We start from the raw sequence: 25,756 nt of genomic DNA, 5'->3' as shown, positions 1-25,756 counted from the left end.
TCTCGATGGTCTGAAAAAGATGCGTGATAATAAAGCATGCCCCGCTTGACGGCTAGCGCCGTCGGAGACCCTTGTAATGCCCGAGCAAGATCTACGTTTACAACAGCTGGAAGTCTGGCTGGATGAGCAGTTGCCGATCCTCTTCAACGCTCAGGACTGGGGCCCCGTACCCCCGGCCACATTGACCGCGGCCAGCAGCGACGCGAGTTTCAGGCGTTACTTCCGGTGGGAGGGCGGTGCCCATACGTTCGTCGTGATGGACGCGCCACCCCCCCAGGAAAACTGCAAACCTTTCGTCGATATCGCGGATTTGCTGGCGAAATCAGGAATAAATGTGCCAAAAATTTATGCAGAAGATTTGCCTCGCGGCTTTCTTTTGCTCAATGACCTGGGCAGAAAAACCTATCTGGATGTGATTGACGCTGAAAACGCCGATCAATTATTTGCCGATGCCATCGATGCGCTGCTGGCTTTCCAGCAATTGCCGATGGACGCACCATTGCCCAGCTACGACATGGCCTTGTTGCGTCGCGAGCTTGAGTTGTTCCCGGAATGGTACGTGCGCCGTCACCTGGGGATCGACTTTGACGCTGAGCAGCAAGCTCTATGGCAACGCGCCAGCGCGCAGTTGATCGACAGTGCCCTGGCCCAGCCCAAGGTGCTGGTGCATCGCGACTATATGCCGCGCAACCTGATGATCAGTGAGCCGAACCCCGGCGTGCTGGATTTCCAGGATGCGGTCTACGGCCCGGTGACTTACGACATTACCTGCCTGTTCAAGGACGCCTTCCTCAGTTGGCCCCAGGCGCGTGTGCGTGAATGGCAGCACGGCTACTGGCAGCGCGCCGGGCAGTTGGGGATCCCGGTGCAGGATGACTTCGAAGATTTCCTGCGTGCCAGCGATCTGATGGGCGTGCAGCGTCATCTCAAGGTCATTGGTATTTTTTCGCGTATTTGCCACCGTGACGGCAAACCGCGTTACCTGGCTGATGTGCCGCGCTTCTTTGCCTATATAGAAGCGGTGCTGGCCGACCGGCCCGAGTTGAGCGATCTGGGCGAGCTGCTTGCCAGCCTGCGCCAACCCGCCGAGGCCACTGTATGAAGGCAATGATCCTGGCAGCGGGGAAGGGCGAGCGTATGCGTCCGCTCACCCTGCATACGCCCAAGCCGCTGGTGCAAGCCGGCGGCAAGCGGCTGATCGAGTATCACCTTGAAGCCTTGGCGAAAGCCGGTTTCACCGACATCGTGATCAACCATGCATGGCTCGGCCAGCAAATTGAAAACTATTTGGGCGACGGCGCCCAGTTCGGTCTGCGCATCCGCTACTCGCCGGAGGGTGAGCCGCTGGAAACGGGGGGCGGAATATTCCAGGCGTTGCCGTTGCTGGGCGACGAGCCCTTCCTGGTAGTCAACGGCGATATCTGGACCGACTACGATTTCACTCGCCTCAAGCAGCCGATCCAGGGCCTGGCGCACCTGGTGATGGTCGACAACCCTGCGCATCATCCTTCGGGCGGAGATTTCTACCTGGATCACGGCGTGCTTCATGATGCCGCGCCCGGTGCCGATAACCTGACCTTCAGTGGCATTTCAGTGCTCGACCCCAAAATGTTCGCGGGTTGCAGCGCCGGTGCCTTCAAGTTGGCCCCGCTGTTGCGCGCGGCCATGGCCAAAGGCCTGGTAACGGGGGAGCACATGACGGGACGCTGGGTGGATGTCGGGACGCTGGAGCGCTTGGCGCAGGTCGAAACCTTGCTGACAGCGGAGCAGTAAGAATGTTGTGGCCAGGGACGCTGATCGGCGCCGGGGCTGGCTTTGCCATTGCCAGTATTCCGGGGGCTTTGTTGGGGGCACTGCTGGGGCAGGCGCTGGATCGTCGCTTGCAACTGCACAGTTGGGCGCAGTTGCGCGAGCGCCTGGGCGGGCGCCCGGCGTTGCGCAATGACGAACTGTTGTTTGTGCTGTTGGGGCGGTTGGCCAAGAGTAACGGCCGGATTGTGGATGGGCATATCCAGCAGGCACGTCAGGAGATGCGTGCTTTGGATATGTCCGAGCCGGCCCAGCGTCGCGCTATCAGCGCCTTCAACCGAGGCAAGTCCGGCAGCGACCGCGTGCGCAGCTACCTGCGTGTGCTCAAGGCGCAACCCCATGCGGCCGAAGGTGTATTGCGCGCCTGTTGGCGCATGGCCTGGGCGGACGGGCGGGCGGATGACGCCGAGCGCGACCTGATCGACCTGTGGGGCAAATGGCTGGGCTGGACGCCGCAGCAGCTCCAGGCATTGGCAACCGATTACGCGCCGCAGCGCAAGCCGCTGGCCAATCGTGGCGGCGCTTATCAGGAGGCGTTGCGGATATTGGGTGTGACGGCGACCGCCGAGCCCTCGGTGATCAAACGCGCCTACCGTCGGCTGCTCAGTCGCCATCACCCCGACAAGATCGCCGGTACGGGCGCCAGCCCCGCCCAAGTGCGTGAAGCCACCGAGCGCACCCGGGAACTGCATAACGCCTATGCGCTGATTCGCGAGCGCCGGGATTTTCGCTGAGGCTGTTGGCCTGAGAGCCCACGCTCATGTGGGAGGGGACTTGCCCTCTTGCAGGCGCGAGCTTGCTCGCGAAAAACGTCAACGATAACGCGTGTTTCCTGGATAAACGCGACGCCCATGGGTTTTTCGCGAGCAAGCTCGCTCCTGCAAAAGCCTTAACTGATCAGTCTGCGCCGCCCTGCGGGCTGAGCCATCCGCGGACCCGCCGATACAACTGTTCCTGCTCTGCTGCGCTATTGCCGGGCAACGCCGTGAGCGACACCTGCTTGTAACCGTCATTTTTTGAACGCTTGGCCGCCTGGATACGCTCCTGCGCGTTTTTACGCTCCTGGGGGGCGTCTTGATAAAACACATCCGCCGTGGGCACCTTCAAACTCGGCGCCAGTTGTTGCAGGTCCGGTTGGCGAGCCGCCGGCGTTTTCCCGGCCACCATGATCAGCTTCTGCACTTGGGACGGTTGTTTTTCGCTCAGGTAGCGTGCGGCCCACCAGGCGCCGGTGCCGTGGCCGAGCAGCACCACGCTGCGGGCGCTTTGAGTCTGGGCGAAGGCGACGGCGGCGTCGATGCGGTCGAAAATGCGCTTGGCGTCGGTCTTGTCCTGTTCATCTGCACCCGGCACCACCGCCGGGTCAGTGCCTTCGGCCTCGGCGCTGGCGGCCTGTTCGACCGGTTTGGCGGCCGTGCTGCCGTCCTTGCTGCTGGTATCGACTGCGGCTTTGGGCGGTTCGATGACCCGTGGCGGCAAGGTGTCTACGTTCACGTCCGGCAGTGACAGGCTCAAGGTGCCCCAGGCGGCATCCGGTAGCTTGCCCCGCAAGGGGGCGATTGCTTGCGGCCAATCGGCGTTCTCCCCGGCGCCCGGTACGATAATCACCACACCTTCGGCCTCTGCGCCGTTGGCGGGTTTCCACAGGGCCAGAAATGAATCGCTACCGGCTTGCAGCTGTTGTTGTTCCGGTTGCGGAATCTGCCGCTCCAGAGCGCTGGCTTGCGACTGGCTGCGCTCGGGCAGGGGTTGGCGCTCAGCGGGTTTTTCGGCAGCGGGCGCTGGCGCGTCGGCCGCCTGAACAGGCAAGGCGCTGGTACACAATAGCGACAGGCACAACACTGGCAGTGCCGAACGGTGGAGAAAAAGCATGGTTGATTTCCGGCCATAAATGATATGGGCAGCCTAATGGGTTGGTCAGTATTTGTCAGTGATATGAGGCGTGGTTTTCTGCCCGTCGGTTATCGGCGGTGACCATTCAACCAGTGAATGGCAGACAACACGCGATGGGCAGCTATTCTTGTGCCAGCCCCCCCTACACAAGAGGCCGCGCACATGAGTACTTCCTCATTCAAGATCGCCCATAAACTGCTGACCGGCGCGGGCGCCATCGAGCAGTTGGCCGCAGAACTGACCCGGCTGGACGTGGATAACCCGCTGATCGTCACCGATGCGGCACTGGTCAAGTCTGGCACCGTGGCCCTGGCTCTCGAACATTTGGGCGAGCGTGCCTACGAAGTCTTTGATCGCGTACTGCCCGACCCGGAAATCGCCATCGTCGAAGACTGCATGCGTGCGTACCGCGAAGGCGGGCATGACGGCCTCATTGGCGTGGGCGGCGGCAGTGCCATCGACATCGCCAAGAGCGTGGCGGCTTATGCCGGTTATCACGGCGCGCTGGCGGACTTGTTCGGGATTGACCAGGTGCCACGTAAAGGCCCGCCGCTGATTGCCATCCCGACCACGGCGGGCACTGGATCGGAGGTGACCAATGTGGCGATCCTCTCCGACAAGGCCGCACAGCTGAAAAAAGGCATCGTCAGCGACTATCTGCTGCCGGATGTCGCGCTGATCAGCCCGCAGATGACCCTGACCTGCCCGCGCAGTGTCACTGCAGCCAGTGGTGTCGACGCGCTGGTGCACGCCATCGAATCCTATCTGTCACTGAACGCCTCGCCGATCACCGACGCTTTGGCCATCGGCGCGATCAAGCTGATCGCCAGCGCGCTGCCCAAGGCTTACGCCAACCCGGCCAACTTGCAGGCCCGTGATGATATGGCGACCGCCAGTCTCATGGCCGGCATGGCCTTCGGGAACGCCGGAGTCGGTGCCGTGCATGCGCTGGCTTACCCTCTGGGCGGGCGTTTCAATATTGCCCATGGCGTCAGCAATGCGCTGTTGCTGCCGTATGTCATGCACTGGAACAAGTTGGCCTGCGTCGAACGCATGCAGGATATTGCCCAAGCCATGGGCGTGAATGTGACGGGCTTGAGTGTCAGCGAGGCTGCCGATCGGGCCGTGGAGGCGATGACGCGATTGTGCGCTGCGGTCGAGATCCCCGCCGGGCTGCGCAGTTTCGGGGTGCCCGAGGAGGCCATTGCCTCCATGGCCACGGAAGCCGCAGGTATCGAGCGCCTGATGCGCAATAACCCGCGCCAGCTCAGCGCGGCTGATATCGAGAAAATCTACCGGGCGGCTTACTAACCGTTGAGTTAGGTCACGGTGCGCGCAGCAAAGCATGAGGTATACAATGCGCGCCATCGTGATTTAGCTCAAAAAAGGTGCGTCATGCAGCCCTTCGTCATTGCTCCATCGATTCTCTCCGCCGACTTCGCCCGCCTGGGTGAGGAAGTGGACAAGGTGTTGGCCGCGGGTGCCGACTTCGTGCACTTCGATGTCATGGACAACCACTACGTGCCCAACCTGACCATCGGCCCGATGGTCTGCGCAGCGCTGCGCAAGTACGGCATCACTGCGCCGATCGACGCCCACCTGATGGTCAGCCCCGTGGACCGCATCATCGGCGACTTCATCGAGGCCGGCGCGACCTACATTACCTTCCACCCGGAAGCCACGCTGCACGTGGACCGCACCCTGCAATTGATCCGCGAAGGCGGCTGCAAGGCGGGCCTGGTGTTCAACCCGGCCACTCCGCTGAGCGTACTTGAGTACGTGATGGACAAGGTCGACATGGTGCTGCTGATGAGCGTCAACCCAGGCTTCGGCGGGCAGAAGTTCATCCCGGGCACCCTGAACAAGCTGCGTGAAGCGCGGGCGCTGATTGATGCCTCGGGCCGGGATATCCGCCTGGAGATCGACGGCGGGGTCAACGTCAACAATATCCGTGAAATCGCTGCCGCCGGCGCCGATACCTTTGTGGCAGGCTCGGCGATCTTCAATGCGCCGGACTACCAGGCTGTCATCGACACGATGCGTGCCGAACTGGCGCTGACGCGTCCATGAGCGGCTTCGAGCAGCTGTTCCCCGGCAAGCTGCCACGACTGGTGATGTTCGATCTGGACGGTACGCTGATCGACTCGGTGCCTGACCTGGCAGCTGCGGTGGATCAGATGCTGCTCAAGCTGGGGCGCAAGCCGGTGGGGATCGAGGCGGTGCGCGAGTGGGTCGGCAACGGCGCACCGATGTTGGTGCGCCGGGCCCTGGCCAACAATATCGACGCTTCGGGTGTCGATGAGGTCGAAGCCGAGCACGCCCTAGAGTTATTCAATGTTGCGTATGAGAACGGCCACGAACTCACGGTGGTCTACCCCGGCGTGCGTGACACCCTCAAATGGCTGAGCAAGCAGGGCGTGGAAATGGCCTTGATCACCAACAAGCCGGAGCGCTTTGTCGCGCCGCTGTTGGATCAGATGAAAATCGGCCGTTACTTTCGCTGGATCATCGGTGGCGATACCTTGCCGCAGAAGAAGCCTGACCCGGCGGCGCTGTTCTTCGTCATGAAAATGGCGAATATCCCGGCGTCCCAGTCGTTGTTTGTCGGCGATTCGCGCAGTGATGTACTGGCGGCAAAAGCCGCAGGCGTGCAGTGCGTGGCCTTGAGCTACGGCTATAACCACGGGCGGCCGATTGCCGAAGAATCGCCGGCGCTGGTGATTGATGATCTGCGACTGCTAATCCCCGGTTGCCTGGGAGCGGGCGCTGAGATAACGTTGCCCGACATTGATCCGTCCCCTTCTGGAAACGCCATCGTGGTGGTCACTCGCAAACTCTGGATGAAAGTCATCAAGGCCCTGGCCCGCTGGCGTTGGCGCGCCTGACTGATTCTCGCCGCGCTGCGGCACGTTTGCCTACCTGACCGTTTGACCCTCAAGCCACGAGGCTCCCCCATGATCCGTGAAGAATTCCTGCGTTTGGCCGCTGCCGGCTATAACCGTATTCCCCTGGCCTGCGAAACCCTGGCCGACTTCGATACGCCATTGTCGATCTATCTGAAGCTTGCCGATGCGCCCAACTCCTACCTGCTCGAATCGGTACAGGGCGGCGAGAAGTGGGGCCGTTACTCGATCATCGGCCTGCCCTGCCGCACGGTGCTGCGGGTGCACGACCATCATGTGAGCATCACCCATGATGGTGTCGAGATCGAAAGCCATGAGGTCGAAGACCCGCTGGCGTTCGTCGAAACTTTCAAGGCGCGCTATAACGTCCCGACCATAGCCGGCCTGCCGCGTTTCAATGGTGGCCTGGTGGGGTACTTCGGCTATGACTGCGTGCGCTATGTGGAAAAGCGTCTTGGAAAATGCCCGAACCCGGACCCATTGGGTGTGCCGGACATTCTGCTGATGGTCTCCGACGCGGTCGTGGTGTTCGACAACCTCGCCGGCAAGATGCATGCGATCGTCCTTGCCGACCCTGCTCAGGCGGATGCCTTCGAGCAAGGCCAGGCCAGTCTGCAGGCGCTGCTGGAAAAGCTCCGCCAGCCGATCACCCCGCGTCGCGGCCTGGACCTGAGCCGCCCACCTGCAGCCGACCCGGTGTTCCGCTCCAGCTTTACGCAGGATGACTACGAGCGCGCCGTCGAGACCATCAAGCAATACATCCTCGCCGGTGATTGCATGCAAGTGGTGCCGTCGCAACGCATGTCCATCGACTTCAAGGCTGCGCCGATCGACCTGTACCGTGCGCTGCGTTGCTTCAACCCGACGCCGTATATGTACTTCTTCAATTTTGGCGACTTCCACGTGGTGGGCAGTTCGCCGGAAGTGCTGGTACGTGTGGAAGATAACCTGATCACCGTACGCCCGATTGCCGGCACACGCCCACGTGGCGCGACCGAAGAGGCAGACCTGGCGCTGGAAGAAGACCTGCTCAGCGATGACAAGGAAATCGCCGAGCACCTGATGCTGATCGATCTGGGGCGCAATGACACCGGGCGTGTCTCGGAAATCGGTTCGGTGAAGTTGACCGAGAAAATGGTCATCGAACGCTACTCCAACGTGATGCACATCGTGTCTAACGTGACTGGCGAACTGAAGGCCGGGCTGACGGCGATGGATGCGCTGCGCGCGATTTTGCCGGCGGGCACCTTGTCGGGCGCACCGAAAATCCGAGCGATGGAGATCATCGACGAACTGGAACCGGTCAAGCGCGGCGTGTATGGCGGTGCCGTCGGCTACTTCGCCTGGAACGGCAATATGGACACTGCGATCGCGATCCGCACGGCGGTAATCAAGGATGGCGAACTGCATGTACAGGCCGGTGGCGGAATTGTGGCGGACTCGGTGCCGGCCCTTGAGTGGGAAGAAACCTTGAACAAGCGCCGGGCGATGTTCCGCGCGGTGGCGCTGGCAGAGCAAACCCCACAAGACTAAAGCTGGAATAAAAAGTGTGGGAGCAGGCAAGCCAGCTCCCACATTTGTTTTGCGTGGTATTTAGAAATCCAGACTCACCCCCACATTGACCCCTTGCTGGGTCAGGTTGTCATCCTTCCTCACGTTATATGCCGCCCGCAACGCCAGGTCCCGAGTCAGCTTGTGGCTGACGCCCAGGCTCAAGCGGTCAGCGTTACTGCGAGGCGTATACCCGTCCAGCTTGAAGTCGATCCCCTGCACGCTGTTGAGCGAAATATCCACCTTCTGGGTGTCATTTTCAAACTCATGCTCGTGGGCCACTTCGCCAAAAACTTGCGTTTGCGGCGTGATGCGATAGCTGCCTTGCAGGCCGACGCCCAGGCGCCTGGAGTCGCGTTGTTGATCATCAAAGTTCAGGGCGGTGGAGCGGCTGCTTTTTTCCGAGTAACCATTCACTTCAACCCGCGCGTAATCGGCACTGATGAAGGGCGACAGGTGCCAGTCGCTGCCTGGCGCAGCGATGTCATAACCCAAGCGGCCGCTCAGGGCCCAGAGCCAGCCATCGGTGTCACCTTTCTCCGAGCCTTCGTTGACGCCCAGGGCGAACTTGCGCTTGAGGCTGTCGAAGTCCAGCTTGCCACCGGTCAACGCGGCGTCGGCCCACCAGTGATTGTGCTGATATTGCGCGAATGCCGTGCCCATGTAGCTGTTGAGCTTGTAGTCCGAGTCGTTGGCCCCGGCTTCGAGTGTCTGCCGGTACAGGCCGGCGGCAAGGCCTACACGCCAACTTTCATCCAGCCGGTAGCTGCCACCGATATTCAGGTTATAGCCGCTGCCGTCGCCACTGGCTGAACTGCTCTGATCATCGAAGTCCAGACGCTGACCGCCACCGGCCACGATGGCACGCCATTGGCCGACGGCCTGCCAGCTGCCGTTGTCTGCTTGCCATTGGTTGCGCAGTTCGTCCTGATGAGCGCGCAACGTGCCTTGGGCCATTTCCGGCAGCAAGGTCAGCTCCCAGGGCGCTGCGAGCAGTGAATAGGCGTAGTCGGCGATCAGCTGTTGCCCGGCGATGGTGGGGTGGACCGAATCGTTGTAGATCAACTTGGTCGGGTCCGGGTTGGTACCGCCGATGCCGTAGATCGGGTTGGCGGTGCAGCTGTTGCCGCTGAAGCAGGTGCCGGTCAGGTTTTGCCCGGTTGCGAGGCCGAAGCGCGCAGGATCGGCGAAGGCTTCGTTCAATAGCAGCGGTATGTTCAGTGGAATAACCTGAGCATCGATTTGCGACAGACGCTGTACCAGCGACTGGTTGAAAATGTTGCTCAGGGCAGAGCTGGCGGCCTGCTGTGGGGTGCCGTTGATGGCGGGCGTCAGCCCCAGATCGGGCAGCATCCACACCATGATGTAACGCGCACCGGCTTGCTGCAGCACTTGGGCACTGTCGGCCAGCCTCCCGCCGGCGGCGACGGCTTGAGCGGGGCTGAGCACGCGGCCTTGAAGGAAGTCATTGCCGCCGCCGGAAAGGAAGTAGAGCGCGTTCGGGTCGGCTCGTCCGCCGTTGGCCGGTAGATAGCCCTGACGACTGCGCAACACTGTGCCACCGCCAGGATTGCCAGGCGGGATCGCAGCGTTGGAGACCGAGGTAATAGAGTCCAGGATGTTATCGGTACGGTAGCCACCGACTGCCCAGTTACTTCCGTCTGGCAAGCCTTGAGCGGCGCGAACCGGTGAGGTGGAAGCATTCAAGTCGTTGGGCGCCACACCCAGCCTGGCGCCCAGCAGGGTCGATGAAACCTGGCCGTACTCACCCTGGAACGTTGGCCCGGTACGGTTGGTAAAGCGTAGCGTGGAGCCATTCGAGCCATCGGGGAACTGGCCTGCATCGGCCAGGCTGTCGCCGAAAACCACCATCGTTGAGTAGGGGGCTGGGGACGCGAGGGCCTGTGCGCAGGCCAGTGACAAGAGACAGCCGGCAAGGGGCGTGAAAAACGCTGGTCTGGGCATGCAATATTCCATTTGGTTGTTTTTGTGTTGGAAATGAAACACTAGCAAAACTTTCGCTGTTTCTTTAGTTAAATGCCAGGTTATGTGCCTGCATATGGCGGACGAGCGCCCCGTATTTGCTGCTCCATATTGCACCGCTGGCGAGGCTACGTTACTGTGCCTGAACGTATGAATGAGACCCTCCCCGTGTTGATCATCAGCAAACTCTTGATGCGAGTAGTCAAGGCACACGCCCGTTGGCGTTGGCGCGCCTGACATTTTTCTCTGCCGGCCTGGCCGGACCTGTACCGATTTGCCTTCTTCACCCTGTGTTTGACGCCCCTTGCCGGCCAGCCCCGGCAACCGGAACGTGCGTCTGGCAGCGGGTTACTCTCCTGGAAGGCGGTCATTTGAAATCAGTGAATTCAAGAGGTTTGAACCCACATGTTGCTGATGATTGATAACTACGACTCCTTTACCTACAACGTGGTGCAGTACCTGGGCGAGCTGGGCGCGGAGGTCAAGGTGGTGCGCAATGACGAACTGACCGTCGCGCAAATCGCCGCCCTGAACCCTGAGCGCATCGTGGTCTCGCCTGGCCCTTGCACGCCGACCGAGGCAGGCATCTCGCTGGAAGCCATCCAGTATTTCGCCGGCAAGCTGCCGATCCTGGGCGTGTGCCTGGGCCATCAGTCCATCGGCCAGGCGTTCGGCGGCGATGTGGTGCGCGCGCGGCAGGTGATGCATGGCAAGACCAGCCCGGTGTTCCATAACAACCTGGGTGTGTTCCATGGCCTGAACCTGCCGGTGACGGTGACCCGTTATCACTCGCTTGTGGTCAAGCGCGACACCTTGCCTGAGTGCCTGGAACTGACCGCCTGGACCCAGCTGGAAGACGGCTCGGTCGATGAGATCATGGGCCTGCGTCACAAGACACTGAATATCGAAGGGGTGCAGTTTCACCCTGAATCAATCCTGACCGAGCAGGGCTACGAGCTGTTCGCCAACTTTCTCAAGCAGAGCGGCGGCACGCGCTAAGGACTTTTCATGGATATCAAGACTGCCCTGAGCCGTATCGTCGGCCATCTGGACCTGAGCACCGCTGAAATGAGCGATGTGATGCGCGAAATTATGACCGGTCAATGCACCGACGCGCAGATCGGCGCCTTTATGATGGCCATGCGCATGAAGAGCGAGAGCATCGACGAAATCGTCGGTGCGGTGTCGGTAATGCGTGAGCTGGCGGACAAGGTTGAGCTCAAGACCCTCGACGGCGTCGTCGATGTGGTCGGCACCGGCGGTGACGGTGCGAACATTTTCAACGTCTCGACGGCTTCATCCTTTGTGGTCGCTGCCGCCGGTTGCACCGTTGCCAAGCACGGTAACCGCGCGGTGTCGGGCAAGAGCGGCAGTGCCGACTTGCTGGAAGCGGCCGGCATCTACCTGAACCTCACGCCTGTGCAAGTCGCGCGCTGTATCGACAGCGTAGGCATCGGCTTCATGTTTGCCCAATCCCATCACGGTGCCATGAAACACGCGGCCGGCCCGCGCAAGGACCTTGGCCTGCGTACCCTGTTCAACATGCTTGGCCCGCTTACGAATCCGGCCGGTGTGAAGCATCAGGTAGTGGGGGTGTTCAGCCAGGCGCTGTGCCGGCCGCTGGCCGAAGTGTTGCAGCGTTTGGGCAGCAAACATGTGCTGGTAGTGCATTCCAAAGACGGTCTGGACGAATTCAGCCTGGCGGCGCCGACCTTTGTGGCGGAGCTGAAAAACGACGAGGTCACCGAGTATTGGGTCGAGCCTGAAGACTTGGGCATGAAGAGCCAGAGCTTGCACGGCCTGGCGGTGGAAAGCCCGGCAGCTTCGCTGGAACTGATCCGCGATGCCCTGGGACGTCGCAAAACCGAAAACGGCCAGAAAGCTGCGGAAATGATCGTTCTGAATGCTGGTGCGGCACTTTACGCAGCCGACCATGCCTATAGTCTTAAGGAAGGTGTCGCGCTGGCTCACGATGCGCTGCACACCGGTCTGGCTCGCGAGAAGCTCGAAGAGCTGGGTGCATTCACTGCCGTATTCAAGATGGAGAATGAGGGATGAGTGTGCCAACCGTTCTGGAAAAGATCCTGGCCCGCAAGGCGGAAGAAGTGGCCGAACGCCGCGCCCGTGTGAGCCTGGCCGAGCTGGAAGCGCAGGCTAAAGCCGCTGATGCGCCGCGTGGCTTTGCCAATGCTCTGATCAATCAGGCCAAGCTTAAACAACCGGCCGTGATCGCCGAGGTCAAAAAAGCCTCACCGAGCAAGGGCGTGATCCGCGAAAACTTCGTACCAGCCGAAATCGCCGTCAGCTATGAGAAGGGCGGGGCGACTTGCCTGTCTGTGTTGACCGATATCGACTACTTCCAGGGTTCCGATCTGTTCCTGCAACAAGCTCGTGCGGCGTGCAAGTTGCCGGTGATCCGCAAGGATTTCATGGTTGACCCGTACCAGATCGTCGAAGCCCGCGCCCTGGGCGCCGACTGCGTATTGCTGATCGTCTCCGCGCTGGATGATGTGAAGATGGCGGAGTTGGCGGCCGTGGCCAAAAGCGTCGGCCTGGATGTGTTGGTCGAAGTGCATGACGGCGACGAATTGGAGCGCGCGTTGAAAACCCTCGACACACCGCTGGTGGGGGTCAACAACCGTAACCTGCATACCTTTGAAGTCAGTCTGGAAAATACCCTGGATCTGTTGCCGCGTATTCCCCGCGACCGCCTGGTGATTACCGAGAGTGGCATCGTCAACCGTGCCGACGTGGAGCTGATGGAAATCAGCGGCGTTTACTCGTTCCTGGTGGGTGAGACGTTTATGCGTGCCGAAAACCCGGGAGCGGAACTGCAGCGCCTGTTCTTTCCGGAGCGTGGTACGACGATCAGCAGTTCGACATTGGATTGATGTGAAATACGCTCGAAACTGTGGGAGCTGGCTTGCCTGCGATAGCGGCGGGTCAGCCAACCTCTGTGTAGCTGACACACCGCTATCGCAGGCAAGCCAGCTCCCACATTGGGTTTTGTGTTTATTCAGATAGGTAGGTGCTCGATGCTCCAGCCCGTGATCATGACTGTCGAAGCAGGCCTTGCCGCCGAGCAAGCCCTATTGGCAGCCGTTTGCGCGCATGAGCAGGAATTCGGGCTGCTGTTCTGGCAGCCCAGCGACCAAGCGCTGGTCATGCCGCGTCGACTAAGCCGGCTGCCGGCCTTCGAGGCGGCCAGCCAAATCTCGGCGCAAGCCGGATGGCCGGTATTGCTGAGGGAAACGGGCGGTGAGCCGGTGCCGCAGTCCAGTGCCACGGTGAATATCGCCCTGGTCTATGCCCCGCCCCATAGCGAAGGCGACCAAGGGCGCATCGAGACGGGTTATCAGCGCTTGTGCCAGCCGATCTGTGATCTGTTGATTGAATTGGGCGGCGATGCATCCGTCGGCGAAATTGACGGTGCCTTTTGCGACGGTCGTTACAACGTCAATCTCAATGGCCGCAAAATGGTGGGCACGGCCCAGCGTTGGCGACAAAGCGGTGGCCGCCCGGTCGGGTTGGTGCATGGGGCGATGTTGCTGGAGAACGATCGTGAGGAGTTGATTGCGGCGGTCAACCGCTTCAATCAAGCCTGTGGTTTGGAGCAGCGGGTTCGCGCCGAGAGCCACATTGCGCTGCACGAAGCCTTTCCCGCACCGGGTGCGATTAATCGGCTCGACACGTTGTACCGTCAGATGCTGGCCAGCTTCATGCCGGTTTAACGGGTGCCGAAGACCACCATCGTCTTGCCTTTGACGTGTACCAGGTTGCGCTCTTCCAAGTCCTTGAGCACGCGGCCGACCATCTCTCTCGAACAACCGACAATGCGCCCGATCTCTTGGCGCGTGACCTTGATTTGCATGCCGTCGGGATGGGTCATGGCATCGGGTTGCTTGCACAATTCCAGCAAGCAACGCGCTACGCGACCGGTCACATCGAAGAACGCCAGGTCGCCGACCTTGCGCGTCGTGTCACGCAGGCGCTGGGCGATCTGGCCGCTCAGGGCGTACAAGATGTCCGGATCATGTTGGGCCAATTCGCGAAATTTCGCATAGCTGATCTCGGCCACCTCGCACTCGACTTTGGTTCGTACCCAAGCGCTACGCTGCTGTTCTTTGCCTGCTTGTTCAAATAACCCCAGCTCTCCGAAGAAATCGCCGGTGTTGAGGTAGGCGATGATCATTTCGCGACCGTCTTCATCCTCGATCAGGATGGTGACCGAGCCCTTGATTATGAAGAACAGGGTTTCCGAGCGCTCGCCAGCGCAGATGATGTTGTGCTTGGCCGGATGACGCCGACGCTGGCAATGCATCAATAGCTTGTCGAGGTTCTTGATCTTGGGTGTGGGAGTAAGAGCAACCATGGTTGTATCCCGAAAAGACTGCGCGGTGTAAGTGGCGTTGTTTTTATCCAGCGGCATCGGCGTTGATGCACGCTGTAAGAATCATGGCAATGCGCCATTGATTTGGCGCCAGCTTACCAGACACATTCTGCCTCGATTAGCCAATTTATCGGCAAACGCAGTCATTTATCGATTTTATCCGGGGCGCTGCTGTTCCAAGGGCCTGTGCTAAGCTGGCGACCCTTTTTTAGCAGTGGAGTCTGGGCGATGAAGGCACGCATCCAATGGGCGGGCGAAGCCATGTTCCTCGGTGAGTCGGGCAGTGGCCATGTGGTGGTCATGGACGGCCCGCCGGAAGCCGGTGGCCGTAACCTGGGTGTACGCCCGATGGAAATGTTGCTGCTGGGTGTTGGCGGTTGCAGCAATTTTGATGTGGTCAGCATCTTGAAGAAGTCCCGCCAGGCGGTGGAAAGCTGTGAAGCCTTCCTGGAAGCCGAGCGCGCCACTGAAGATCCCAAGGTATTTACCAGGATCCATATGCATTTTGTGGTCAAGGGCCGGGCGCTGAAGGAAGCCCAGGTCAAGCGTGCCATTGAGCTGTCAGCCGAAAAATACTGCTCGGCGTCAATCATGCTGGGCGCTGCCGGTGTGAGCATTACTCACGATTATGAAATCATCGAATTGGGTTGATTGCGGCAGCTGCGGGCAAAAGAAAGGGCGCTTGGAGCGCCCTTTTTTGATTTAGATTCTGTAGGTGCTTTTGGTCATGACCTTGGCCAAAACGCTCATGCCGAAGCGCACCGGTGCCGGGAAGCGGAAACCGCCTGCGTCCAGCGCGCTGTCTGCATGGTGTTCTTCATCGATGCGCATCTGTTCAAGGATGGCGCGAGACTTTTCATCTTCGGCCGGCAATTGCTCAAGATGCTCATCCAGATGCTTGCAGACCTGATGCTCCGTCGCGGCGACAAATCCGAGGCTGACTTTATCGCTGATCAAACCTGCGGCGGCGCCGATACCAAATGACAAACCATAAAACAGCGGGTTCAGCACGCTGGGATGGCTGCCCAATTGGCGGATACGTTGCTCGCACCAGGCCAGGTGGTCGATCTCTTCCTCGGCCGCATGCTCCATCGCCGCACGTACCTGTGGCAACTTGGCGGTCAATGCCTGGCCTTGATACAGCGCCTGGGCACACACTTCACCGGTGTGGTTGATGCGCATCAGGCCGGCGACGTGACGGGTGTCCGTTTCGCTCATCTGGGCATCGGGTTGTACGATGGCGGGTGACGGGCGGTACGGTTGGCCACTGAATGGCAACAGCGTGCGCATGGCCATATCGGCTTGCAGCAGCAGACGATCAATCGGCGAGTAGTGTCGTTGGGTAGTCATGCTGACCTCCGGGAGGAATCTCGGCGGCCAGTTTACCGCAAGAGAGGGCGAAGCGTTTGCGCTGAGTCAATTTGACCCTGGGCACTCAGCCCGGCGGCCAGTTCATCTGGCGCTGGCCGAGTACGTGCATATGGATGTGGTAAACGGTCTGTCCTCCGTCTTCATTGCAGTTCATCACCACTCGAAAGCCTTTTTCGCAGCCCTGTTCCACGGCCAGGCGCTGGGCAGTGAACAAAATATGACCGGCCAGGGCTTTGTCTTCCTCGGTCAAGTCATTGAGGGTACGAATCGGTTTTTTTGGAATTACCAGAAAATGTACCGGCGCTTGCGGGGCGATATCGTGAAAGGCGAGCACTTGATCATCTTCATAGATGATCCTGGCGGGTATTTCTCGGTTGATGATCTTGGTGAACAGAGTATCCACAGCTGTTTCTCCAGGGTAACAGTGAAGGTGAGTGTACTGAGGCGGTCAACGCTGGCAATAGGCTTTGTTGATCGCGCCGGCAATCTTGCGGGTCAGCCAGCGGGGGCTCACACGTGGGCTGAACGTCAGCCAGCGGTTGCGACGTCCGGGGATGATGATGGCTTTGTTTTTTTCCAGTGCACGTACGGTGTAGAGCGCGACTTCCTCCGGGCTCATCAGTTGCTGGCTGCGGTCGAGTTTTACAGTGTCCATCTGCGCAGTACCGAAGAACGCGGTGCGCGTAGGGCCGGGGCATAGCACCGAGACTTTGATACCGCAGGTCTTCAGCTCTTCGCGCAATCCTTCGGAGAAGTGCAGCACATAGGCTTTGCTGGCGTAATAGCTGCTCATCCACGGGCCTGGCTGAAAAGCGGCGACCGAGGCGACATTGAGTATCTGCCCGCCACCTTGCAGCGCCATGGAGTTTCCGAGGGCGTGGCACATACGGGTCAGCGCGAGGATGTTGACTTCGATCAGATCCTGCTCGGTCATCCAGTCCTGCGCCAAAAATGGCCCGCTGGTGCCAATGCCGGCGCAATTGACCAGCAGGTCTATCTGCCGCTCGCCTTCTTCGAGTTCCAGCAAAAAACCGGACAAGCGCAGCGGCTCGCCCAAGTCGCAGGCACGAAACAGCACCTCGACGCCGAAGCGTTGGGTCAGTTCAGTGGCAATGTTTTCCAACTGATCACGCTGACGGGCCACGAGAATCAGGCTGCGGCCGCGCCGAGCCAGCGCTTCGGCCAAAGCCAGGCCGATGCCGCTGGAGGCGCCGGTGATCAGAGCGTAACGGGTCATGCCTTTCTCCATCGCAACGCCGCCTGCCTGTGACAGTGGCGTCACAGGCAGGCGGGCGTTTCTTCACTGTTGCGCAGAGTCTACAGGTTCGGCTGCATCGTCAGCACTTTGCTCTGCGGCTTCATCAGTAATGACGCTTTGATCCGCGTCTTCGTCGGAGGTAAGGGTGCTGCTTTCGTAGCTGCTGTCCATGTTGGCTTCAAGTTGATCCAGATAGCCGTTCATGCCCAGGGTCAGGCCGATGATGAGCATCAATGGAATAAATGCCAGCCACAGCGAGGCCAGGATTTTCACCGCGGTAGAGTTCGGTGGTGGCGGTGCGCCGTATTGGTTGGCACTCGCGTTGCCTGGCAATACCAGCAGCAGAATGGGGAACACGCTATTGACCACCGGAACCAGATTCAGCAAATACAGCCAGCCCGACCAGCCCATATCGTGCAGGCGTTGCACACCGATTTGCACGCTCACGACTACAAGTGCAACAAACAGTGCAAAACCCAGTAACGAGCCGAGGATGATGGCGATAGTGGGTGAGGCTGTCGCCACGGCGAAGCCGACGGTACTGATGATACCTGTGGCCACCAGCAAGGCGACGGTCAGCGCCAGTGTCCAGGCCAGGTACCGCAGGCGTCCGATGCGCCCGTGCACGGTGAAGACCTTGAGCGTGGCGAACTCTGGCAAGTCATCGCCAACTGTTGCGCGTGGCGGTGCATACGGAGATGCGGCGGCGCGGGAGAAGTCGGTGCCGGAAGAATCGGTTTCGTGGGTTTCGGCAAGGCTGAACGCCACAGGTTGTTCTGCTTCGATGCGTGCCTCGACCCCGGCGTTTTGCAGCGCCGTGAGGTAGGTTTCTGCGTCGGAGCGGGACAGATCGCGCTTCAGCGCGACCGGGCGTCCAGTAAAGAGCTTTTCGATCGCCTCGACATCGCTTTTGAATAGCTCTGCCAGGTTCAACTTGGCGGTGGTGCTTTCGACACCCGGGCGCAAGGCTCCGTCAAACACAATCTTGAAACGGCTGTCGCTCATGCGGGCATCCTTGTCACTTAATCAGGGAAAATATTGAGGCCCGCCCAATGGGCAGGCCTTGCAAATGGATCAGCGTGGCCAGCGCAACTGCGCCGCGCGCTCGCGTGCCCGACGATATTCTGCGTCCAGGCGCGCAACGAGTTCGTCTACGCCAGGCAAATCGTTGATCTCACCGACGCCTTGACCAGCAGACCATACAGTTTTCCACGCTTTGGCCTCATCGCTCAATGGCTTGAGCTTGGAGCCGAAGTTGATTTCACCTTTGCCTTGAAGCGCAGCGAGATCAAAACCGGCATTTTCCAGGCTCTGGCGCATAAAACTTGCGGGCACGCCGGAGACAGCAGGAGTGTGCACGATGTCGGCGGCGTGCGATGTGAGCAGCATCTCTTTATAGGCATCCGGTGCCTGGCTTTCAGTGGTGCCAATAAAGCGCGTGCCGAAATAGGCCAGGTCGGCACCAAGCAATTGGGCGGCCAGAACTTCATGCCCGTGGTTGAGGCAACCGGCCAACAGCAGGGTTTTATCGAAGAACTGGCGAATTTCGGCAATCAGTGAAAAGGGACTCCAGGTGCCGGCATGGCCACCCGCGCCAGCGGCTACGGCAATCAAGCCATCGACACCTGCTTCGGCCGCTTTTTCGGCATGGCGTCGGGTTGTGACGTCATGAAACACCAGGCCGCCGTAGCTGTGGACGGCATCGACCAGCTCTTTCACCGCGCCCAGGCTGGTGATGACGATGGGCACCTTGTGCTCGACGCAAATTGCCAGGTCGGCCTCCAGCCGTGGGTTGCTGTTATGCACGATCAGGTTCACGGCATAGGGCGCGGGATTGTCCAACTGTGCCAGGCCCGCTTCAATTTCTTCCAGCCAGGCCTTGAAGCCACTGCTTTCGCGCTGATTGAGTGCCGGGAAACTGCCGACCACCCCGTTACGACAGCAGGCCAGGACCAGTTGCGGATTGGAGATCAGAAACATTGGCGCCACCACGACGGGCAGGCGCAGGCGTTGTTCCAGCAAAGCGGGCAGCGACATTGGAGGTTCCCCCGAGTAATTGAAACTAGAACGGTTTGACCACGACCAAAATTACGATAGCCAGCAATATCAGAACAGGTACTTCATTGAACCAGCGATAAAAGACATGGCTGCGGGTGTTTTCGCCACGCGCGAAGCGTTTTACCTGTGCTCCGCACATGTGGTGGTAGCCGATCAGTAGAACGACCAGGGTCAGCTTGGCGTGGATCCAGGCGCCCGACTGGAAAATGCCGGGGTTGAGGACCAGCATCCAGATACCGAATACCAGCGAGGCGAGCATCGCCGGCCCCATGATGCCGCGGTACAGTTTGCGCTCCATAACGCTGAAGCGCTCCTTGCTGACGCTATCTTCGCTTTGGGCGTGGTAGACGAACAGGCGCGGCAGGTAAAACAGCCCGGCAAACCAACAGACGATGCTGACGATGTGGAAGGCTTTGACCCATAGATAGAGCATTTTGGTTATTCCCAGGTTCACGGTAGCGAAGATAGTAGTGGCTCATGCGCCCGTACGTCACGTTGACGGTTGTCGCAGGACGATACGGCCCCTATTATCGACGGCTTTCCAGTGGGTTCGTTGAGGGCAGGTTTATGGTCAAGGTCGGTATCGTCGGCGGCACGGGTTACACCGGTGTCGAATTGCTGCGTCTGTTGGCTCAGCATCCGCAAGCTGAGGTGGTAGTCATCACTTCCCGATCCGAAGCCGGGCTGGCCGTGGCCGATATGTACCCGAACCTGCGAGGCCACTATGACGGCCTGGCGTTCAGCGTGCCGGACATCAAGACCCTGGGCGCCTGCGACGTGGTGTTCTTCGCCACGCCTCACGGTGTTGCCCATGCTTTGGCCGGTGAGTTGCTGGCGGCCGGCACCAAGGTTATCGACTTGTCGGCGGACTTCCGCCTGCAGGACGCCGATGAGTGGGCCAAGTGGTACGGCCAGCCTCATGGGGCCCCGCAGTTGTTGGAGGAGGCGGTGTACGGCTTGCCCGAAGTCAATCGTGAGCAGATCAAGCAAGCGCGCCTGATTGCGGTCCCGGGTTGCTATCCGACGGCGACACAGTTGGGTTTTCTGCCATTGCTGGAAGCGGGCTTGGCGGATGCGTCGCGCCTGATCGCCGACTGCAAATCGGGCGTCAGCGGCGCCGGTCGTGGCGCGGCGGTCGGGTCTCTGTACTCAGAGACGTCGGAAAGCATGAAAGCCTATGCGGTAAAAGGTCATCGCCACCTGCCGGAAATCCGCCAGGGCTTGCGTCGTGCGGCTGGCAAGGATGTAGGCCTGACTTTTGTGCCGCACCTGACACCAATGATCCGCGGGATTCACTCCACGCTTTATGCAACCGTCACTGATCGCTCGGTCGATTTGCAGGCGCTGTTTGAAAAACGTTATGCCAATGAACCGTTCGTCGACGTGATGCCGGCGGGTAGCCACCCGGAGACGCGCAGTGTGCGTGGCGCCAATGTGTGCCGTATCGCCGTGCATCGTCCGCAGGATGGCGACCTGGTGGTAGTGCTGTCGGTGATCGATAACCTGGTCAAAGGCGCGTCGGGCCAGGCGGTGCAGAACATGAACATTCTGTTCGGTCTGGATGAGAAGTTGGGCCTGGCCCATGCGGGCATGTTGCCTTAACGCAGCTTGGTCGTTACGCAGAAGGCCCGTTGATCGGGCCTTTCGTGTTTTTATGGTGGCTGCACCGATTGATATACCGTAACAATAGTTGACCGCTTTTCTAGGAGAAGCGGATAATGCCGGTCATTACGCATATGGCGGCGCTACGCCGGGAGATTATCAGCATGAGCGTTGAATCCTTCACCCCCACGGCTTTGCAATTCACCCACGGTGCTGCGCACAAGGTGAAGAGCCTGGTCGATGAAGAGGGTAATGATCGCTTGAAGCTGCGCGTATTTGTTACGGGCGGCGGTTGTTCAGGGTTTCAGTACGGTTTTACCTTCGATGAAGATGTGGCCGATGACGATACTATCGTCGAGCGAGAGGGCGTCAGCCTGGTTGTCGACCCGATGAGCTTCCAATACCTGGCAGGTGCCGAGGTAGATTATCAGGAAGGTCTGGAGGGTTCGCGTTTCGTGATCAAGAACCCTAATGCCACCACCACCTGTGGCTGCGGGTCTTCGTTCTCGATCTGATCGGTAGCGGATACAGAAACGCCGCTTGGCTTTTAAGGGCCAAGCGGCGTTTTGCTGTCTGAAGCTGGCTTAGGCGGGGTAGATCGCGCCAAGGACACGCAGCCCGCGGGCGCCGGTTACGCTGGGTCGGTTGGCGGCGATGCCTTCCAGGCAGCAATGGGCCAGCCAGGCGAAGGCCATAGCTTCGACCCAGTCTGGGTCTACCCCGTAAGTGGCTGTGCTGCTGACGTGGGTGGAAGGCAACAGCGTTGTCAGCCGATTCATCAGCGTCGCGTTATGCGCGCCGCCGCCGCAGATGAGTAAGGTCTCTGTGTTCGGCTGTGCGCTTTGCAGGGACTCGACGATGGTAAGGGCCGTCAGCTCCAGCAAAGTGGCCTGCACATCTTCGGGCGCAAAGAAGGGCAACTGGCTCAGGTGCTGTTGCAGCCAGGCCAGATTGAACACTTCGCGACCTGTGCTTTTGGGACCTTTGGTCAAGAAGAACGGGTCGCTGAGCAATGTGTTGAGTAGCTGGGGTTGAGTCTTGCCACTCGCCGCCCACTGCCCATTCCGATCAAAGTGCTCGCCGCGCTGCAAGTGAATCCACGCATCCAGAAGAACGTTCCCGGGGCCGCAGTCGAAACCCGCTACAGGCTTGTCCGTCTCGATGAGGCTGAGGTTACTGAACCCGCCGATATTCAGCACTGCACGGTTGCCAGTGTGTTCGCCAAACAAAGCTTCATGGAACGCCGGAACCAGGGGGGCGCCCTGGCCTCCGGCGGCGACATCACGGCTGCGGAAGTCGCTGACCACGCTGATACCTGTCAGCTCGGTGAGCAGGGCAGGGTTGCCGATCTGCACGGTAAAGCCTCGAGCGGGTTCATGGCGAATCGTTTGCCCATGGCTGCCAATTGCGCGTATGTCCTGAGGCTTGAGGTGGTGTTGCTCCAGCAAGGCCCGGATGCCCTGAGCGGCGAGTGTCACCCATTGTTGCTGGGCGATTGCCGAGCGGGCGATCTCATCCGGGCCGCTGGCGCACAGGCTCAGCAGTTCAGCACGCAAGGTGTCTGGCATCGGGATGTAATGCGTGGCGATCAGCTTGATCGCCGCATCCTGTTCGATAAGGGCGATATCCAGGCCGTCGAGGCTGGTCCCGGACATCACGCCGATATAGAGCGGCATACCTTAACGCTTCGCCGAAGCCAGCAAGGTGGAGCGCTCTTGATCCATCCGTGCCATCAGCGGCTGGCTCTGCTGCATGAAGCGCGCGCGTTCGGCCTTGGCAATCGGATCGGCCATCGGCAGTTTTTGGCCCAGCGGGTCGACGTGTACGCCGTTGACCTGGAACTCATAGTGCAAGTGCGGTCCGGTGGACAGGCCGGTGGTGCCGATGTAGCCGATCACTTGACCTTGCTTCACGTTGCCGCCGGTTTTGACACCCTTGGCGAACCCTTGCATGTGGCCGTACAGCGTACGGTAAGTATTACCGTGCTGGATTATCACGGTATTGCCGTAACCACCCCGGCGCCCGGCCAACAGTACCTTGCCGTCGCCCGCCGCTTTGATGGGCGTGCCACGCGGTGCGGCATAGTCCACGCCTTTGTGTGCGCGAATTTTGTTCAGAATTGGATGCTTGCGACCCATGGAGAAACGCGAGCTAATACGGGCGAAGTCCACCGGCGTGCGGATGAAGGCCTTGCGCATGCTATTGCCGTCGGCCGTGTAATAGCTGCTATTGCCTTGTTTGTTTGTGTAGCGCACGGCTGTGTAAGTTTTGCCGCGGTTGGTGAAGCGCGCAGAAAGAATATTGCCGGTGCCCACCACTTTGCCGTTGGCCACTTTCTGTTCGTAGATCATATCGAATTCGTCACCCTGGCGGATGTCTTGAGCGAAGTCGATGTCATAGCCAAATACGCTGGCCATGTCCATGGTCATGCTGTGAGACAGGCCGGCGCGGGCAGCCGATTGGGACAAGGAGCTGTTGATCACGCCGTGTACGTAGGCAGAACGCATAACCGGCTTGGTGGTGATGCGGTTGAAGGTGAAGCCCTTGGCGCCTTTGCTCAGGCTGATGCTTTCCAGGTCGCTGAGGCTGGTGTGCAGGTTGTTCAACTGGCCGTCGGGTGTCAGCTCAAATTCAAGCTTTTGGCCACGTTTGAGCTGGGTGAATTGCTTGGCTTGCTTATCGCTGGCCAACACGTCATTTACGGCAGCGGCGGGCAGCCCAACCTTTTCGAACAGGGTAGACAGCGTGTCGCCTTTGCCCACGATGACTTCGCGATGCTGGGGATTCTTGGCGGCGGCTGCCGCAGGTGGTTCCTGGGTGGCTTGCTGGGTATCTTCGGGAGTGCTTTCGATCTGTGCGAAAGGTGATTCAGTTGCAGTGTTTGTGGCTTGTTGAGCGTCGGAAGCGTCTTGATCTTGTGTCAGTTGTTCAACCGGGCTTTCCAGGTCAAGACTCAGGGATGTTCGTTTGGCTTCTACGTCACTGGAAGGGAATACCAGGAGTGCCAGGCTGAGAAGGGCGGCGATACCACTTGCGGCGAGCAGGTGGGTCTTCGGGTAAAGCGGCGGCGCTTTAGACGGTTCAGTGGTCATAGGTAATTTGACTTTGAAGATGAAATGGAAAAGATGAATGACATGATGAAGATGAAATAACTGTATAAAATATAACCAAATCATCTGTGGCGCAAGCTCGCGAATGCCGGGCTCGCTGAACGGTGTCCGTGCGCAGGGCAAAACTTGTAATTAGTCCCTGATCTTGTATGGTTGGTTCCCTTTTGAATCTGAGCCTTGCGGGTCTGTTATGAAGTCGGTTGAAGAGCAGCTAGCGCTGATAAAACGTGGTGCGGAAGAACTGTTGGTTGAAGCTGAGCTGATCGAAAAGCTCAAGCGCGGCCAACCCCTGCGTATCAAGGCTGGCTTTGATCCGACTGCGCCGGATCTGCATCTGGGCCATACCGTGCTTATTAATAAGCTGCGTCAGTTCCAGGAGCTGGGCCATCAAGTCATCTTTCTGATCGGTGACTTCACCGGAATGATTGGTGATCCCAGCGGCAAGAGTGCTACGCGCCCGCCGCTGACTCGTGAGCAGGTTCTCGATAATGCCGAGACCTACAAGACCCAGGTGTTCAAGATCCTTGACCCGGCCAAGACCGAGGTGGCTTTCAACTCCACCTGGATGGACAAGATGGGCCCCGCAGACTTCATCCGTCTGACGTCCCAGTACACCGTGGCTCGTATGCTTGAGCGCGATGACTTCGACAAGCGCTACTCCACCAACCAGCCGATCGCGATTCATGAGTTCCTCTACCCGCTGGTGCAGGGGTATGACTCGGTGGCGCTGCGTGCAGATGTTGAGTTGGGCGGTACCGATCAAAAGTTTAACCTGTTGATGGGGCGTGAATTGCAGCGCGCATACGGGCAGGAAGCTCAGTGCATTCTGACGATGCCTTTGCTGGAAGGGCTGGATGGCGTCAAGAAGATGTCCAAGTCCTTGGGCAACTATGTCGGCATCCAGGAAGCGCCGGGTGTTATGTACGGCAAGCTGGTTTCCATTCCTGATGCGCTGATGTGGCGTTACTTTGAGTTGTTGAGCTTCCGCTCGATGGACGAAATCAATGCGCTGCGTGCGGACGTCGAAGCGGGCGCGAATCCGCGTGATGTGAAGATCAAGCTGGCCGAGGAGATTGTTGCGCGCTTCCATGGCGAAGAGGCTGCTGCCAGTGCTCATCGTGCTGCGGGTAACCGTATGAAGGATGGCGAGTTGCCGGACGATCTGCCGGAGATTGAATTGACCGCTACCGAGGCAATGCCGATTGCGGCCGTCCTTAATAAGGCGGGTCTGGTTAAGAACTCGGCGGTCGCTCGTGATCTGTTGGGGTCGGGCGGTGTGCGTATAGATGGTGAGGTGGTTGATCGCACCTTTATATATGAGCTGGGCGCTACCCACGTTTGTCAGGCTGGGAAGAAGGCATTTGCGCGTATTACGCTCAAATCCGAATAAGTCTGAAATTAGGTGTTGACGGCGAATTATATCTGTCTATAATTCGCCCCACTTCCGGCGCAGTCGAAACGGAAAACTCCTTGGTAAACAATGAGTTACGCGGTTTTCGGCAGTGGGTTGCTTCAGCTCATCGAAGCCAAAAGGAGGTTGAAAAAGAGGTGTTGACAGCAGCGTGTAACGCTGTAGAATTCGCCTCCCGCTTCGGAGAGATCTTAAGCGCAAGTGGTTGAAGTTGTTGAAGAATTCTTCGAAAGCTTCTGAAAATAATCACTTGACAGCAAATGAGGCTGCTGTAGAATGCGCGCCTCGGCTGAGACGAAAGATCTTAACCAACCGCTCTTTAACAACTGAATCAAGCAATTCGTGTGGGTGCTTGTGGAGTCAGACTGATAGTCAACAAGATTATCAGCATCACAAGTTACTCCGCGAGAAATCAAA

The 25,756-nt window shown here is 59.3% G+C and carries 26 protein-coding genes; 15 read left to right on the top strand and 11 right to left on the bottom strand.

Annotation, left to right across the window (positions count from 1 at the left end; genetic code table 11):
- Positions 1–76: 76 nt before the first annotated feature.
- Genes JFT63_RS12460 through JFT63_RS12450 form a run of 3 tightly spaced genes read left to right on the top strand, consistent with a single transcriptional unit; the run spans position 77 to position 2,543 of the window.
- Complete coding sequence (locus JFT63_RS12460) at positions 77–1,102, top strand: aminoglycoside phosphotransferase family protein (RefSeq protein ID WP_198844071.1); 1,026 nt, start codon at positions 77–79, stop codon at positions 1,100–1,102.
- Positions 1,099–1,773 carry an N-acetylmuramate alpha-1-phosphate uridylyltransferase MurU gene (murU, locus tag JFT63_RS12455; protein WP_057702261.1) on the top strand — a complete coding sequence of 225 codons (675 nt, stop codon included), beginning with the start codon at positions 1,099–1,101 and terminating at the stop codon, positions 1,771–1,773. The genes JFT63_RS12460 and murU overlap by 4 nt, the downstream gene beginning before the upstream one ends.
- Before the next feature lie 2 nt (positions 1,774–1,775).
- On the top strand, positions 1,776–2,543 hold the full coding sequence (locus JFT63_RS12450; protein WP_198844070.1) for a TerB family tellurite resistance protein: 768 nt from the start codon (positions 1,776–1,778) through the stop codon (positions 2,541–2,543).
- Between the two features lie 163 nt (positions 2,544–2,706).
- On the opposite strand, the gene JFT63_RS12445 is transcribed toward JFT63_RS12450, so the two are convergent.
- Positions 2,707–3,681, bottom strand: coding sequence for an alpha/beta hydrolase family protein (locus JFT63_RS12445; RefSeq protein ID WP_057702263.1), 975 nt, complete (start codon positions 3,679–3,681; stop codon positions 2,707–2,709).
- 183 nt (positions 3,682–3,864) lie between these two features.
- On the opposite strand from JFT63_RS12445, the gene JFT63_RS12440 reads away from it, so the two are divergent.
- The 4 genes from JFT63_RS12440 (at position 3,865) to trpE (ending at position 8,138) form a co-directional block, all read left to right on the top strand.
- Positions 3,865–5,013: an iron-containing alcohol dehydrogenase gene (locus JFT63_RS12440; RefSeq protein WP_198844069.1), complete on the top strand. Its 1,149-nt coding sequence runs from the start codon at positions 3,865–3,867 to the stop codon at positions 5,011–5,013.
- 84 nt (positions 5,014–5,097) lie between these two features.
- Complete coding sequence (gene rpe / locus JFT63_RS12435; protein ID WP_057702265.1) at positions 5,098–5,772, top strand: ribulose-phosphate 3-epimerase; 675 nt, start codon at positions 5,098–5,100, stop codon at positions 5,770–5,772.
- Entirely contained in the window at positions 5,769–6,587 is an 819-nt protein-coding gene (locus tag JFT63_RS12430) for a phosphoglycolate phosphatase (RefSeq protein ID WP_057702266.1), read from the top strand. The genes rpe and JFT63_RS12430 overlap by 4 nt, the downstream gene beginning before the upstream one ends.
- A 69-nt stretch (positions 6,588–6,656) precedes the next feature.
- Positions 6,657–8,138: an anthranilate synthase component I gene (trpE, locus tag JFT63_RS12425; protein ID WP_198844068.1), complete on the top strand. Its 1,482-nt coding sequence runs from the start codon at positions 6,657–6,659 to the stop codon at positions 8,136–8,138.
- Between the two features lie 60 nt (positions 8,139–8,198).
- On the opposite strand, the gene estP is transcribed toward trpE, so the two are convergent.
- Positions 8,199–10,121 (bottom strand): esterase EstP, encoded by a 1,923-nt coding sequence (estP, locus tag JFT63_RS12420; protein ID WP_198844067.1) that lies wholly within the window; start codon positions 10,119–10,121, stop codon positions 8,199–8,201.
- A gap of 423 nt (positions 10,122–10,544) precedes the next feature.
- Between estP and JFT63_RS12415 the strand changes: the two genes are divergently transcribed.
- From JFT63_RS12415 to JFT63_RS12400, 4 genes are all read left to right on the top strand, one after another.
- Entirely contained in the window at positions 10,545–11,138 is a 594-nt protein-coding gene (locus JFT63_RS12415; protein ID WP_057702269.1) for an aminodeoxychorismate/anthranilate synthase component II, read from the top strand.
- Positions 11,139–11,147: 9 nt separating this feature from the next.
- Entirely contained in the window at positions 11,148–12,197 is a 1,050-nt protein-coding gene (gene trpD, locus JFT63_RS12410; protein WP_003194694.1) for an anthranilate phosphoribosyltransferase, read from the top strand.
- Positions 12,194–13,030 carry an indole-3-glycerol phosphate synthase TrpC gene (gene trpC / locus JFT63_RS12405; RefSeq protein ID WP_186560364.1) on the top strand — a complete coding sequence of 279 codons (837 nt, stop codon included), beginning with the start codon at positions 12,194–12,196 and terminating at the stop codon, positions 13,028–13,030. Before trpD ends, trpC begins: the two co-directional genes overlap by 4 nt.
- A gap of 144 nt (positions 13,031–13,174) precedes the next feature.
- The gene (locus JFT63_RS12400) at positions 13,175–13,870 is read left to right on the top strand and encodes a lipoate--protein ligase family protein (RefSeq protein WP_198844066.1); all 696 of its coding nucleotides are present in this window, start codon (positions 13,175–13,177) and stop codon (positions 13,868–13,870) included.
- Here the strand turns inward: JFT63_RS12400 and crp are convergent.
- Positions 13,867–14,511 (bottom strand): cAMP-activated global transcriptional regulator CRP, encoded by a 645-nt coding sequence (gene crp, locus JFT63_RS12395; protein WP_057702302.1) that lies wholly within the window; start codon positions 14,509–14,511, stop codon positions 13,867–13,869. The genes JFT63_RS12400 and crp overlap by 4 nt on opposite strands.
- 246 nt (positions 14,512–14,757) lie before the next feature.
- Between crp and JFT63_RS12390 the strand changes: the two genes are divergently transcribed.
- Complete coding sequence (locus tag JFT63_RS12390) at positions 14,758–15,180, top strand: OsmC family protein (protein WP_057702272.1); 423 nt, start codon at positions 14,758–14,760, stop codon at positions 15,178–15,180.
- A 51-nt stretch (positions 15,181–15,231) separates the two neighbouring features.
- Here JFT63_RS12390 and coq7 read toward each other — a convergent pair whose 3' ends face one another.
- The 6 genes from coq7 to hemJ all read right to left on the bottom strand — a co-directional run bounded on the left by coq7 (position 15,232) and on the right by hemJ (position 19,649).
- Positions 15,232–15,879 (bottom strand): 2-polyprenyl-3-methyl-6-methoxy-1,4-benzoquinone monooxygenase, encoded by a 648-nt coding sequence (coq7, locus tag JFT63_RS12385; protein ID WP_005792017.1) that lies wholly within the window; start codon positions 15,877–15,879, stop codon positions 15,232–15,234.
- 85 nt (positions 15,880–15,964) lie between these two features.
- The gene (locus JFT63_RS12380; RefSeq protein ID WP_032879203.1) at positions 15,965–16,303 is read right to left on the bottom strand and encodes a histidine triad nucleotide-binding protein; all 339 of its coding nucleotides are present in this window, start codon (positions 16,301–16,303) and stop codon (positions 15,965–15,967) included.
- Between the two features lie 45 nt (positions 16,304–16,348).
- Positions 16,349–17,137 (bottom strand): SDR family NAD(P)-dependent oxidoreductase, encoded by a 789-nt coding sequence (locus JFT63_RS12375; RefSeq protein WP_198844065.1) that lies wholly within the window; start codon positions 17,135–17,137, stop codon positions 16,349–16,351.
- A gap of 63 nt (positions 17,138–17,200) precedes the next feature.
- The gene (locus tag JFT63_RS12370) at positions 17,201–18,163 is read right to left on the bottom strand and encodes a DUF805 domain-containing protein (protein WP_198844064.1); all 963 of its coding nucleotides are present in this window, start codon (positions 18,161–18,163) and stop codon (positions 17,201–17,203) included.
- A 69-nt stretch (positions 18,164–18,232) separates the two neighbouring features.
- Positions 18,233–19,195: an NAD(P)H-dependent flavin oxidoreductase gene (locus JFT63_RS12365; RefSeq protein ID WP_186560369.1), complete on the bottom strand. Its 963-nt coding sequence runs from the start codon at positions 19,193–19,195 to the stop codon at positions 18,233–18,235.
- A gap of 25 nt (positions 19,196–19,220) precedes the next feature.
- Positions 19,221–19,649 carry a protoporphyrinogen oxidase HemJ gene (gene hemJ, locus JFT63_RS12360; RefSeq protein ID WP_057702277.1) on the bottom strand — a complete coding sequence of 143 codons (429 nt, stop codon included), beginning with the start codon at positions 19,647–19,649 and terminating at the stop codon, positions 19,221–19,223.
- Positions 19,650–19,783: 134 nt separating this feature from the next.
- On the opposite strand from hemJ, the gene argC reads away from it, so the two are divergent.
- Both argC and erpA read left to right on the top strand, forming a co-directional pair.
- Positions 19,784–20,818, top strand: coding sequence for an N-acetyl-gamma-glutamyl-phosphate reductase (argC, locus tag JFT63_RS12355; RefSeq protein ID WP_122736018.1), 1,035 nt, complete (start codon positions 19,784–19,786; stop codon positions 20,816–20,818).
- A gap of 164 nt (positions 20,819–20,982) precedes the next feature.
- Entirely contained in the window at positions 20,983–21,333 is a 351-nt protein-coding gene (gene erpA, locus JFT63_RS12350) for an iron-sulfur cluster insertion protein ErpA (RefSeq protein ID WP_003176443.1), read from the top strand.
- Between the two features lie 69 nt (positions 21,334–21,402).
- On the opposite strand, the gene JFT63_RS12345 is transcribed toward erpA, so the two are convergent.
- A complete protein-coding gene (locus tag JFT63_RS12345; protein ID WP_198844063.1) occupies positions 21,403–22,494 on the bottom strand; it encodes an anhydro-N-acetylmuramic acid kinase in 1,092 nt (363 codons plus the stop codon).
- Between the two features lie 3 nt (positions 22,495–22,497).
- Positions 22,498–23,910, bottom strand: coding sequence for a peptidoglycan DD-metalloendopeptidase family protein (locus tag JFT63_RS12340; RefSeq protein ID WP_198844062.1), 1,413 nt, complete (start codon positions 23,908–23,910; stop codon positions 22,498–22,500).
- A 208-nt stretch (positions 23,911–24,118) separates the two neighbouring features.
- Here JFT63_RS12340 and tyrS point away from each other — a divergent pair, with 208 nt between their 5' ends.
- Positions 24,119–25,318: a tyrosine--tRNA ligase gene (tyrS, locus tag JFT63_RS12335; RefSeq protein WP_057702281.1), complete on the top strand. Its 1,200-nt coding sequence runs from the start codon at positions 24,119–24,121 to the stop codon at positions 25,316–25,318.
- The last annotated feature ends 438 nt before the right edge of the window (positions 25,319–25,756 follow it).

Source organism: Pseudomonas sp. MF7453 (assembly GCF_016405455.1).
Classification (GTDB): domain Bacteria; phylum Pseudomonadota; class Gammaproteobacteria; order Pseudomonadales; family Pseudomonadaceae; genus Aquipseudomonas; species Aquipseudomonas paralactis.
The sequence above is the reverse complement of the archived record's forward strand: the minus strand, read 5'-3'. Positions and strand labels throughout refer to the sequence as shown.

What these genes read in the sequence shown, in the direction of transcription:
- JFT63_RS12460 (WP_198844071.1), top strand. Translation starts at nt 77, where the DNA reads ATGCCCGAGCAAGATCTACGTTTACAACAGCTGGAAGTCTGGCTGGAT.
- murU (WP_057702261.1), top strand. Translation starts at nt 1,099, where the DNA reads ATGAAGGCAATGATCCTGGCAGCGGGGAAGGGCGAGCGTATGCGTCCG.
- JFT63_RS12450 (WP_198844070.1), top strand. Translation starts at nt 1,776, where the DNA reads ATGTTGTGGCCAGGGACGCTGATCGGCGCCGGGGCTGGCTTTGCCATT.
- JFT63_RS12445 (WP_057702263.1), bottom strand. Translation starts at nt 3,681, where the DNA reads ATGCTTTTTCTCCACCGTTCGGCACTGCCAGTGTTGTGCCTGTCGCTA.
- JFT63_RS12440 (WP_198844069.1), top strand. Translation starts at nt 3,865, where the DNA reads ATGAGTACTTCCTCATTCAAGATCGCCCATAAACTGCTGACCGGCGCG.
- rpe (WP_057702265.1), top strand. Translation starts at nt 5,098, where the DNA reads ATGCAGCCCTTCGTCATTGCTCCATCGATTCTCTCCGCCGACTTCGCC.
- JFT63_RS12430 (WP_057702266.1), top strand. Translation starts at nt 5,769, where the DNA reads ATGAGCGGCTTCGAGCAGCTGTTCCCCGGCAAGCTGCCACGACTGGTG.
- trpE (WP_198844068.1), top strand. Translation starts at nt 6,657, where the DNA reads ATGATCCGTGAAGAATTCCTGCGTTTGGCCGCTGCCGGCTATAACCGT.
- estP (WP_198844067.1), bottom strand. Translation starts at nt 10,121, where the DNA reads ATGCCCAGACCAGCGTTTTTCACGCCCCTTGCCGGCTGTCTCTTGTCA.
- JFT63_RS12415 (WP_057702269.1), top strand. Translation starts at nt 10,545, where the DNA reads ATGTTGCTGATGATTGATAACTACGACTCCTTTACCTACAACGTGGTG.
- trpD (WP_003194694.1), top strand. Translation starts at nt 11,148, where the DNA reads ATGGATATCAAGACTGCCCTGAGCCGTATCGTCGGCCATCTGGACCTG.
- trpC (WP_186560364.1), top strand. Translation starts at nt 12,194, where the DNA reads ATGAGTGTGCCAACCGTTCTGGAAAAGATCCTGGCCCGCAAGGCGGAA.
- JFT63_RS12400 (WP_198844066.1), top strand. Translation starts at nt 13,175, where the DNA reads ATGCTCCAGCCCGTGATCATGACTGTCGAAGCAGGCCTTGCCGCCGAG.
- crp (WP_057702302.1), bottom strand. Translation starts at nt 14,511, where the DNA reads ATGGTTGCTCTTACTCCCACACCCAAGATCAAGAACCTCGACAAGCTA.
- JFT63_RS12390 (WP_057702272.1), top strand. Translation starts at nt 14,758, where the DNA reads ATGAAGGCACGCATCCAATGGGCGGGCGAAGCCATGTTCCTCGGTGAG.
- coq7 (WP_005792017.1), bottom strand. Translation starts at nt 15,879, where the DNA reads ATGACTACCCAACGACACTACTCGCCGATTGATCGTCTGCTGCTGCAA.
- JFT63_RS12375 (WP_198844065.1), bottom strand. Translation starts at nt 17,137, where the DNA reads ATGACCCGTTACGCTCTGATCACCGGCGCCTCCAGCGGCATCGGCCTG.
- JFT63_RS12370 (WP_198844064.1), bottom strand. Translation starts at nt 18,163, where the DNA reads ATGAGCGACAGCCGTTTCAAGATTGTGTTTGACGGAGCCTTGCGCCCG.
- JFT63_RS12365 (WP_186560369.1), bottom strand. Translation starts at nt 19,195, where the DNA reads ATGTCGCTGCCCGCTTTGCTGGAACAACGCCTGCGCCTGCCCGTCGTG.
- hemJ (WP_057702277.1), bottom strand. Translation starts at nt 19,649, where the DNA reads ATGCTCTATCTATGGGTCAAAGCCTTCCACATCGTCAGCATCGTCTGT.
- argC (WP_122736018.1), top strand. Translation starts at nt 19,784, where the DNA reads ATGGTCAAGGTCGGTATCGTCGGCGGCACGGGTTACACCGGTGTCGAA.
- erpA (WP_003176443.1), top strand. Translation starts at nt 20,983, where the DNA reads ATGAGCGTTGAATCCTTCACCCCCACGGCTTTGCAATTCACCCACGGT.
- JFT63_RS12345 (WP_198844063.1), bottom strand. Translation starts at nt 22,494, where the DNA reads ATGCCGCTCTATATCGGCGTGATGTCCGGGACCAGCCTCGACGGCCTG.
- JFT63_RS12340 (WP_198844062.1), bottom strand. Translation starts at nt 23,910, where the DNA reads ATGACCACTGAACCGTCTAAAGCGCCGCCGCTTTACCCGAAGACCCAC.
- tyrS (WP_057702281.1), top strand. Translation starts at nt 24,119, where the DNA reads ATGAAGTCGGTTGAAGAGCAGCTAGCGCTGATAAAACGTGGTGCGGAA.